A 9,773-nucleotide genomic window follows, 5' to 3' on the forward strand; every position below is an offset into this window, starting at 1 on the left:
AAGATCGGCAAGCGGGTGAACGTCGACCGCATGGAGGAGGCCCTGGGCCTCGATCCCGATGTGGTCTCGACCGCCTGCCCGTTCTGCATCGTGNTGCTCTCCGACGCGGTCACCGAGAAGAAGCTCGCGGGCGAGGCGAAGGACAGCGTCGAGGTCCTGGACGTGTCGCAGCTGCTGGCCCGCTCGCTGGTCGCGCCCGCCCCGCCCACGCCGGCCGCGGCCGCCTCGGCGGAAGGCGCGTAGGCACGCAGGAGAGCGGCGCATAGGAGAGCAGCGCGCGGGCGCGAGCACACCGGCGCTCACCTGAGCGGACGAACGGGAACGGGGCGTGGCCACACCGGCCGCGCCCCGTTCCCGTTCCGTTCCGTTCTGGTGGACGGACGCCCGCTTCGCGCTGGACGGACGTTCGCCGGAACCCCGGGCGGGCTCAGGCGCCGCCGGCCCCGTCCTGGATCTCGGGGACCGTCGCCCGGGTGAAGTCGCGGTAGGCCCGGGACGGTGTCGGCCCGCGCNGCCCCTGGTAGCGCGATCCGTAGATCTCCGAGCCGTAGGGGTGCTCGGCCGGTGTCGACAGCCGGAAAAGACACAGCTGACCGATCTTCATGCCTGGCCAGAGCTTGATCGGCAGGGTGGCGACGTTGGACAGCTCCAGCGTCACATGCCCGGAGAAACCCGGGTCGATGAATCCGGCGGTGGAGTGGGTGAGCAGCCCCAGCCGCCCCAGGCTGGACTTTCCCTCCAGCCGGCCGGCGAGGTCGTCCGGCAGCGTCACGACCTCCAGGGTCGACCCCAGCACGAACTCGCCGGGATGCAGCACGNACGGCTCGTCGCCCTCCGGTGCCACCAGCTCGGTGAGGTCCTCCTGCTCGATGGCCGGGTCGATGTGGCTGTAGCGGTGGTTCTGGAACACGCGAAAGGCACGGTCCAGCCGCAGGTCGACGCTGGAGGGCTGGATGAGGCGCTCGTCGTAGGGGTCGAGCCGGACCCGTCCGGTCATGATCTCGGCACGGATATCCCGGTCTGACAACAGCACCTGTCGGACGCTACCGCAGAGGCGCGGTTTGTTGCCCCGGTGTGGAAGACGGGGGTTCCAGGGTAGGAGATCCTCGAATCCGTACGGAGTCGTCGCTATCGCTGGACGTCGCCGTCACCGACGGTGACGATGTCTCGTGCGGGAAACGCTGATCCAGGATGGGGACCGATGCTGGGGCTACCGGATCACATCAGGGCATGTCTGTTCGATCTCGACGGTGTGCTGACCCNCACCGCCGCCGTACACGCCGCCGCCTGGAAGGAGATGTTCGACGACTTCCTGGAGAACTGGGCCCGGCGTTCCGGCGACCCGTTCGTCCCGTTCGACATCGCCACCGACTACGCCGACCACGTCGACGGGCGGCCGCGGGCGGACGGTGTGCGGGCGTTCCTGAACTCGCGGGGCATCCACCTGCCCGAGGGCACGCCGGCGGACCCGCCCTCAGGTCTGACGATCAACGCGCTGGCGACCAGGAAGAACCTGCTGCTGCTGGCGAAGATCGAGTCGGGTGGGGTGGAGGTCTTCGACGGCTCCGTCCGGTNCCTGGAGGAGCTGGAACGCGCCGGGATCCCGCGGGCGGTGGTGTCGTCCAGCGCGAACTGTGCCGAGGTGGTGCGGGCCGCGGGGATCGAGCACCTGCTGCTGGCGCGGGTCGACGGCCTCGTCGCCGAGGAGCGCGGGCTGGCGGGGAAGCCCGCCCCGGACACGTTCCTCGCCGGCGCGGAGGCGCTGGGCGTGCCGCCGGAGGCCGCCGCGGTCTTCGAGGACGCGGTGGCGGGCGTGCAGGCCGGGCGGGCCGGGCGGTTCGGCCACGTGGTCGGGGTCGACCGGGTCGGGCACGCCGCGGCGCTGCGGAGCAACGGCGCTGACATCGTCGTCGAGGATCNGGCCGATCTGCTCGGCGACCGCCGGGTAGCCGGTGTGGGTGTGGGCGTGGGTGCGACTGGTGGTGGTGCGGCCGGCGCGACCGCGGCCCGGAGAACCGTGTGATCAGCAGGCCGACCTATCCCATCGAGGCCTGGTCACTGACCGAGCACGGGCTCGACATCGACGACCTCTCCCGCTCCGANTCCCTGTTCGCGCTGTCGAACGGGCATGTGGGGCTGCGGGGCAACCTTGACGAAGGAGATCCGCACGGGTTGCCCGGCACCTACCTGAACTCCGTCCACGAGCTGCGCCCGCTGCCGTATGCGGAGGCCGGGTACGGCTATCCCGAATCTGGGCAGACCGTCATCAACGTCACCAATGGCAAGATTATTCGGCTGCTGGTGGACGACGAGCCGTTCGACGTGCGGTACGGGGACCTCCGCAAGCACACCCGAACCATCGACTTCCGGGACGGAGTGCTGCGCCGGGAAGCCGACTGGGTGTCACCGGCCGGGCAGCGAATCAAGATCCGCTCCTGTCGGCTGGTCTCGTTCACCCAGCGCTCCGCCGCCGCGATCTTCTACGAGATCGAGCCCGTCGACGACCCGGCCCGGGTCGTCGTCCAGTCCGAGCTGGTCGCCAACGAGCAGCTACCCACCCGCAGGGGGGACCCGCGCGCCGCCGCGGTCCTGGAGTCGCCACTCGTCTCGGAACGGCACCGCGCCCGCGACACCATGGTCGAACTCGTCCACAGCACCCGGCACAGCGACATCCGGGTCGCCGCGGCGATGGACCACATCTTCGACGGCCCCNGCTCCCTCGGCGTCAGCTCCGAAAGCGAACCCGACGCCGGACGGGTGACCGCGACAGCGGTGCTGGCACCCGGTGAGAAGCTGCGAATGGTCAAGTTCCTCGCCTACGGCTGGTCCGAGCAGCGCTCGCTGCCCGCCCTGCGCGACCAGGCCGCCGCCGCGCTGGTCGCCGCCCGCCAGACCGGCTGGCAGGGCCTGGTCGACGAACAGCGCGAATACCTCAGGCAGTTCTGGCACTGCGCCGATGTCGAGGTGGACGGCGACGCCGAGGTGCAGCAGGCCGTGCGCTTCGCGCTCTTCCACGTGCTGCAGGCCGGCGCGCGCGCCGAGCGCCGCGCGATTCCCGCGAAAGGACTCACCGGCCCGGGCTACGACGGCCACGCCTTCTGGGACAGCGAAAGCTACGTCCTGCCCGTACTGACCTACACCGCGCCGGCCGCCGCCGCCGACGCGCTGCGCTGGCGGCACTCCATCCTGCCCCCGGCCCGCGAACGCGCGCAGCTGCTCAACCTCGAGGGCGCCGCGTTCCCATGGCGGACGATCCACGGCGAGGAATGTTCCGGCTACTGGCCGGCCGGCACCGCCGCCTACCACGTGAACGCGGACATCGCCGACGCGGTCATCAGATACGTGTGGGTCACCGAGGACGAGGACTTCGAGGTCGAAGTCGGCCTGGAGATCCTCATCGAGACGGCGCGGCTCTGGCGCTCCCTGGGCCACCACGACCTTTCCGGACGCTTCCGGATCGACGGCGTGACCGGCCCGGACGAGTACTCCGCGCTGGCCGACAACAACGTCTACACCAACCTGATGGCGCAGCGGAACCTCATCGGCGCCGCCAACGCCGTGCAGCGCCACCCGGAACGTGCCAAGGCCNTCGGGGTGGACGCCGAGACCGCCGCCAACTGGCGGGACGCCGCCGAGGACATGTTCATTCCCTACGACGAGCACCTCGGCGTCCATCCACAGTCCGAAGGATTCACCCACCACCAGGTGTGGGACNTCGAGAACACCAGGCCGGAGCAGTACCCGCTGCTACTGCACTTCCCGTACTTCGACCTCTACCGCAAGCAGGTGGTGAAACAGGCCGACCTCGTGCTCGCCATGCAGCGGCGCAGCGACGCCTTCACCGCGGAACAGAAGGTGCGCAACTTCGCCTACTACGAAGCGCTCACCGTCCGGGACTCGTCCCTCTCAGCCTGTTGTCAGGCCGTCCTGGCCGCCGAATGCGGGCACATGTCGCTCGCACACGACTACCNGCGCGAAGCCGCGTTCATGGATCTGAAGGACATCGAGCACAACACCGGGGACGGACTGCACGTGGCCTCCCTCGCCGGCAGCTGGATCGCGCTCGTCGAGGGCTTCGGCGGCCTGCGGGACACCGGCCGGCTNCTCTCCTTCGCCCCCCGGCTGCCCGAAGGACTCACCAGACTCGCGTTCGGCCTGCGGGTCCGCTCCCGCCACCTGCGGGTCGAGGTCATGGACTCCTCTGCCACCTACACCGTGGTCGAAGGCGAAGGGATCACGATCCTGCACCACGGTGAACAGGTCAGGGTGCAGCCCGGCCAGCCCTGCAGACTGGACGTCCCCCCCATCCNCGAGCGGGCGCGACCNNGGCAGCCACCCGGCCGCGAACCGCTGCGCTTCCTGCACAAGGTCAACGACGACGAGGTTAAGCGCGCCGAGACGCACCGTAATGAGAACCGCGCTGAAACCAGCCGGACGGTCACGGAACCGGCCCCGGACCGGCGCGGGGACGGCGGATCCGACAAACCCGACCACTGACGGCGGCGCCGCCCGGGGTGGCGGGTGCCCCACCCGGCGGCGACGTCCGGTAGGATGCGGTTGCATCACGCGGGCGTAGTTCAGAGGCAGAACACGAGCTTCCCAAGCTTGCAACGCGGGTTCGATTCCCGTCGCCCGCTCCACTCCTTCCGCCCCTGGTCAGAGCTATATGCCGACCAGGGGCGAAGATCTTTCTAGACGGTCAGAATCGGGCTACGGGCCATCCACGGGCCACTAGGCCGGCACGAGTGCCCCCGCGGCGCCGTCGTCGGGGTCCTCCTCGTCCGGTGAGCTGGCCTGCTCCGGGGCCTTCTGGCGGGCGGTGAGCCGCGCGTTGACGGCGTCCGCGAGGCCGTGTCCGCCTCGGTCGAAGCGTGCTGGTAGATCAGCGCGGCGCGGGGCGAGTCGTGCCCCATGCGGGTCATCAGGTCGCGCAGGCTCGCCCCGGCGTCTTCGACGCCAACGTGTTGCCCGTGTGGCGCAGGTCGTGGAAGTGCAGACCCGGTGCGCCGATCGCGGCCACCGCGTCCGCCCACTTCACGAGCGTGCGGAAGTTGCCGCGCCGCAGAAGCGCGCCCTTCGGGCCGGTGAACACGTAGGCCGTGGGGGCGTCGGCCACGTAGTCGGCGAGGTGGGCTTGCAGGTCGGGGAGGATGCCGGCGGGTAGTGCCACCGCGCGCATGCCCGCACGGGACTTCGGTGGCCCCAGCACGACCCCTTGCCCCCGTAGTTCGACCAGGGCGTGTCTGATCCGGATGGTGCCGTTGTCGGCGTCGACGTCGCGACGCTGAAGCGCGGTGACCTCTCCCCAGCGCAGCGACGCGAACGTGGTCACGAGGACGAGCGCGCGAAACCGGCGGTCGAACTTGTCCGCCNNGGCGAACACCTGAGGAATGGTCAGGATGGGCCGCTCCGGGGCGTGCTCCTGGTCGGCGCCCGGGACGCGGCACGGGTTCACCCGGATCAGCTCGTCTTCCTTCACCGCCGTCATCAGGATCGCGCGCAGCAGCCGGTACGCCTTCGCCGCGGTGCTCACGGACACGCCCTTGTCGAGCAGGACNGCGCGCCATTCCCGAACCATCGGGGTGGTGATCCGGTTGATCGGCATGTTCCCGAGATGAGGTGTGATGTGCCGNGTGAACAGGCCGGNGTACAGACCCACCGTCGACGGGCGGAGGGTGGGGCGCTGGGCAATCCACCGGGTGCCGTAGACGGTGAGGGTCACCTTTCCTCGCTCGGGGTCGATCCATTCCCCGCGGAACATCTGGCCTTCCACGAGGGTCAGGTACCGTTCGGCGTCGCTCTTGCGCACGAACGTCTCGGGTGCGGTGCGGATCAGGCCGTCCGGCCCGGGATAGCGCACCTGGTAACGGCCGGAATCCCGGCGGCGGATGCTGCCGAAGCGGCGACGGCCGGCCATCAGATCACGCTCCGCATGCCGCTCCAGACGTCGGACGCGGTCAGCGGCTCGACACGTCCGGCGGTGATGTGAGCATCGACGTCGACCGTTGTCAGCCGGACCGACCGGCCGATGCGGTGGAACGCGATGCGCCGCGTGGCAATCAGGCGCCGGACGTAACGGACGCTCATGTTCATCCGGTCGGCGGCCTGCTCCACGGTCAGGACGTCACCCAAGGGCCGCGGTGACGTGTCCGCCACCGGGTGCGGTGCGGGTCGACGGCGTACGGGGGACAGGCGAGCCGTGCCAGGGACCACATCGTCGGGGTGTCGTGGGGGGAATGATCGCGTCACGATGGGAGTGCCCCTTTCGCTTCTGGTGGAGGGGTGCGGTCCCGGCGGCTTGCTGGTAGGCGGTGCGCCGGGACCGCTTGTGGAGATATGGCGGATGGATCTTCAGGTAGGGCGGTTCAGGCGGTGCGTCGGCCGCCTGTGACCGGGTCCGGCGGGGTATCCGTCCCATCTGTCCCAAGCGTCCCGACGCTGGTCAGGCTGGGACGGGTTGTGTTCGTGGGACGGATCGATCCGTCCCAGGGCGGGTATCCGTCCCGCTCTGACCAGCGCGGGGACGCTTGGGACGGATGGGACGGGACCTCCGTCGGAAGGTCCTCGGGCGGGCAGTAGCGAGCCCAGGCGTCGGTGAACGCGGCGCGGTCGTAACCCTTGGCCTGGGTGCCGTCGGGGAAGCGGATGTTGGCGGAGCGGATGCCGTATTCGNGGAGCAGGACGGCCAGCCGGCGGCCGGTGAGACCGGCCGGCCCCTGCTCTACCCAGGGTGCTTCCGGGTCCCCGTTGAGGCGTTGCAGCAGCCGGGCGGTGGGGAGTTCCGCGTCCGTTTCGAACGCGCAGCGGCAGTCGAGCAGGAGCCGGACCCGTAGGGAGGTTTCCTGTCCCTCGTCGGCTTCGGCGGTCAGGACATCGACGGCGCGTCGTGCACGGTCGGGCCAGGGCCCGCCGGCGTGGTCGGCGACGGCGAACAGTGGTTCCCAGGTGTCGGCGGCGCGGTCTTCGACGGGCATAGTGGGTTCGGCGCATTCGAGAATGGCGAGGTCGGGGCGGAGCCAGGTGGCGAGGTTCTCGGCGATGGTGCGCAGGGCGGGCCGGTCGCGGCGGTGGCGGTAGGGGGAGACGGTTTCTCCGGGCATGCGGCGGCGCATGCGGATGACCACGGCGCGGTCTTCGATGGTGTCGGGCATGGCACCGNTTCCGGCGAGTGCGGCCATGGCGAAGGTCGGGCAGCGTTCCAGTTGGCGGCCGACGTTGTCCCACCGAAGCGCGGGCCGGTTGCGCTGGTGACCGGNATTGAGCAGTCCGCGCAGATCCTCGTTGGTGTCGGCGGACTTCCCACCGAAAATCGTGTCGGCNTCGTCTACAAGCAGGGTCGGCGGATCCGACTTGAGGCTCACACAGATAGATCGATCTGTTGATACAGAAAGACAACTCTGCATCAACAGATTGACGTTCCGCTTGCTGACGGAATGCGCGTATATCTATCTTTTCACTCAGAGGAATGATGCCGCAAAAACTTCGATCATCACCGCCGATGCAGTTATTACATTTTCTTTGGCAACCCTCAATAGACGCCGAGGGGGTCGAAAATTCGGCGAGCCGAATGCCTTCTCGCGCAAGAGATTCTTGTGCGGGTGCGCACTACTGAATGTCGATCTTCGTACGAGAGGGGAAGGCTGATGAAACGTCGCCGATTGCNCTCCATTTTCCTAGTAGTGATCTTCTCTCTAGTGGGCTTCNTTGTAAATACATCGGCAGCGCGAGCCGCGCTCTACGATTTCCCTGATTGGATCCTGGGCGCAGACGGGCTGCAACACGAATGCTATTTCTATAGTTGGGGGCAAGATGTTATCGCTTCTAACGGAAAGGGGCATATATGTAACCTCCAATACGCCGAAAATGTCGGCTCAGATACATACTTCCATTGGAAATGGGAGGATCCGGACCCGGACTATCGGGAACTTCATCGTTCTGGCACAAATCTCTGCGTGAGTGTCGCGGGCGGTTCTCAAGCCACCGGCGCCGCTATCGTCCAGGCAACGTGTTCCCAGAGCAATCATTCTCAGTGGTGGGCACAGGAAGGAAACTGGCTCGGCTTCGGCCTTCTGCTGAACTATCATTCGGGAAAATGTGCCTCGCTGAACAGCAGTAATGCTACTATCCTGCAGCCATGTAACGGCGGAAACAATAATCAGCTTTGGTCTAAGACGCAATACGGCTCCACGTGGGCATTCACCAACTTCAACACGGGAACAGTACTAACTGTGCCGGGCGGATACACCACGATAGGTCAGCAGCTCGATGTTTATCCGGATGTTGGTGTTAGCCACCAGCGGTGGGGCATCGATCAAATAACAGCCCTGCTCGCTAGGCAAGGAAATGAAGCCCCATCGATATTCTCGCCTGCGACCTCACCAATACCCAGGGCCTCCACCTCGGCGCTTCCCACACTGTCGGAAGCGCCGGCGACTTCCGCTACACCTTCCTCGGTTACATCCGGCCCGCCCCGTCCGGTTGAAACGTCTTCCAGCCCCGCGGCTAGTCCCACGGCGGTGGATGAACCAAGCACTGATCCTTCACCAGCCAGCCCNACAACGCCGGCCCACATTGAATCAGGGACTACCCTTGAGCCGGGAATCACCCCTGAGTCGGATACCACCCAAGGGCCTTCCTGACGCGGTACCTAAATACGCTAACCTCGTTCGATTTCTAGGCGGAGCGATCGCGCGCTCGAACTACATGAGCGCGCGATCGCTCGTGCAGTTCATACATCCTCAATTTGGCGTTGGTCTAGCCCTTTTCTCCACACATGAGCACATCGTCGCAGGTCAGCGACCTGCACTTGTTGATCAATCGATGCATCGCCGCAGGTCACTGCCTCATGTGCGGAAGACGGGTCTAGCTTGATGGTCAACGAGCCGTCTCGGTGTTATAATGATCAAGTGAAATATAATGCGTATTGGTCAGACATCCACATGGAGAGTCATGGCGAAAATACTTAGGCAGGCCCTTCAGGAAGCGGCGAGATACAGTATCGGAATTGCCGGAGTTCCNCAACTAGTCCTAGCGCTACTGTCTGAGCCGTCAGTAGCTTCTGAGGTGCTCATTGAGAACGGCATCACCTACGACCGAATAATTGCTCAGTTTTGTAGCGAACGTGTGACAGTTCTCCCCGATGGCAGCACGCGAGGTAGTGATGCGATCGGTGGAGGTGTAGGCATCAATCCCGATGGAAGACAAGTTCTGGGCCGCGCCGAGGGTATCGCACTAGCTGCCGGCTTCGCCGAGCCGCGAGCTGAGGACTGGCTGGTGGCATTGCTCTACTCGGCTGACGGAATGGGATTTCCCGCCATCCTGCAACTATTGCAAGTGTCCCGCCCGGCATTGGTTGAATCGATGCATGCTCATGGTATCCGAGTTCCAAATGTTACACTTCCTCCGCTTACCAAGCCTGCCGTGGTTAGGCGGGAACGGTAGTTGCAAGAATCAGATTTCTGTCTAAAAAATTTCTTCACCTATGCCCCCACGGGAATCAACAGGTAGAGTATCGCATACCGATTCCACGCGCCCGATATTGCCGATGCACGTTACCCGAGCTGAATGGTCTCAGTCTTCAGGGCCCCGGCAAAGTTGTCGCTTAGCAAGCAAGCTTCGTGATCGTCTGTAGGGGGCGTTCGGGGCGGCGGGCGTGATAGCGGATTCCCGCGGCGATGTTCGTAGTACCGGCCAGGCGCAGGATTGCGATCGCGAGGTTGCGGAGGCTGGCCATGACCTGGGGCGCGTTACCGGTCCGCACCTGACCGAGGTCC

Annotated in this window: 3 protein-coding genes, 1 tRNA gene and 15 pseudogenes; 10 read left to right on the forward strand and 9 right to left on the reverse strand. The window is 66.3% G+C overall.

The window, feature by feature from the left end; all coding sequences use genetic code 11:
• Positions 1-427: 427 nt before the first annotated feature.
• The 3 pseudogenes from UG55_RS44645 to UG55_RS44655 form a co-directional block, all read right to left on the reverse strand.
• A pseudogene (locus UG55_RS44645) lies at positions 428-512 on the reverse strand (dCTP deaminase); the annotation flags it as partial.
• Position 513: 1 nt separating this feature from the next.
• Positions 514-818 (reverse strand): annotated as a pseudogene (gene dcd, locus UG55_RS44650) (dCTP deaminase); the annotation flags it as partial.
• A gap of 1 nt (position 819) precedes the next feature.
• Positions 820-1,033, reverse strand: a pseudogene (locus UG55_RS44655) (dCTP deaminase domain-containing protein); the annotation flags it as partial.
• Positions 1,034-1,263: 230 nt separating this feature from the next.
• Between UG55_RS44655 and UG55_RS44660 the strand changes: the two are divergent.
• From UG55_RS44660 to UG55_RS26455, 9 genes and pseudogenes are all read left to right on the forward strand, one after another.
• Positions 1,264-1,574 (forward strand): annotated as a pseudogene (locus UG55_RS44660) (hypothetical protein); the annotation flags it as partial.
• A gap of 1 nt (position 1,575) precedes the next feature.
• Positions 1,576-1,919: pseudogene (locus UG55_RS44665) on the forward strand (HAD family hydrolase); the annotation flags it as partial.
• A gap of 184 nt (positions 1,920-2,103) precedes the next feature.
• A pseudogene (locus UG55_RS44670) lies at positions 2,104-2,712 on the forward strand (family 65 glycosyl hydrolase); the annotation flags it as partial.
• Position 2,713: 1 nt separating this feature from the next.
• Positions 2,714-3,588: pseudogene (locus UG55_RS44675) on the forward strand (family 65 glycosyl hydrolase); the annotation flags it as partial.
• A gap of 1 nt (position 3,589) precedes the next feature.
• A pseudogene (locus tag UG55_RS44680) lies at positions 3,590-3,714 on the forward strand (hypothetical protein); the annotation flags it as partial.
• A gap of 1 nt (position 3,715) precedes the next feature.
• A pseudogene (locus tag UG55_RS44685) lies at positions 3,716-3,970 on the forward strand (family 65 glycosyl hydrolase); the annotation flags it as partial.
• A gap of 1 nt (position 3,971) precedes the next feature.
• Positions 3,972-4,103: pseudogene (locus UG55_RS44690) on the forward strand (hypothetical protein); the annotation flags it as partial.
• Between the two features lies 1 nt (position 4,104).
• A pseudogene (locus UG55_RS44695) lies at positions 4,105-4,309 on the forward strand (glycosyl hydrolase family 65 protein); the annotation flags it as partial.
• A 257-nt stretch (positions 4,310-4,566) separates the two neighbouring features.
• Positions 4,567-4,640 (forward strand) — tRNA-Gly (locus UG55_RS26455).
• A gap of 734 nt (positions 4,641-5,374) precedes the next feature.
• Here the strand turns inward: UG55_RS26455 and UG55_RS48385 are convergent.
• From UG55_RS48385 to UG55_RS44715, 5 genes and pseudogenes are all read right to left on the reverse strand, one after another.
• Positions 5,375-5,557 (reverse strand): annotated as a pseudogene (locus UG55_RS48385) (site-specific integrase); the annotation flags it as partial.
• 1 nt (position 5,558) lies between these two features.
• A pseudogene (locus tag UG55_RS44705) lies at positions 5,559-5,632 on the reverse strand (hypothetical protein); the annotation flags it as partial.
• A gap of 284 nt (positions 5,633-5,916) precedes the next feature.
• A complete protein-coding gene (locus UG55_RS26465) occupies positions 5,917-6,114 on the reverse strand; it encodes an excisionase family DNA-binding protein (protein WP_066074638.1) in 198 nt (65 codons plus the stop codon).
• 251 nt (positions 6,115-6,365) lie between these two features.
• On the reverse strand, positions 6,366-6,672 hold a 307-nt coding region (locus UG55_RS44710), incomplete at its 5' end, for a DUF3631 domain-containing protein (RefSeq protein ID WP_242425151.1).
• 1 nt (position 6,673) lies between these two features.
• Positions 6,674-7,158 (reverse strand): annotated as a pseudogene (locus UG55_RS44715) (DUF3631 domain-containing protein); the annotation flags it as partial.
• A 680-nt stretch (positions 7,159-7,838) separates the two neighbouring features.
• Here UG55_RS44715 and UG55_RS48390 point away from each other — a divergent pair.
• Positions 7,839-8,291 (forward strand): annotated as a pseudogene (locus tag UG55_RS48390) (RICIN domain-containing protein); the annotation flags it as partial.
• A 20-nt stretch (positions 8,292-8,311) separates the two neighbouring features.
• Here the strand turns inward: UG55_RS48390 and UG55_RS44720 are convergent.
• The coding region (locus UG55_RS44720) for a hypothetical protein (RefSeq protein WP_242425152.1) at positions 8,312-8,554 on the reverse strand (243 nt) is incomplete at its 5' end.
• Positions 8,555-9,773: the final 1,219 nt, after the last annotated feature.

Origin of the sequence: Frankia sp. EI5c, assembly GCF_001636565.1 — a bacterium.
Classification (GTDB): domain Bacteria; phylum Actinomycetota; class Actinomycetes; order Frankiales; family Frankiaceae; genus Parafrankia.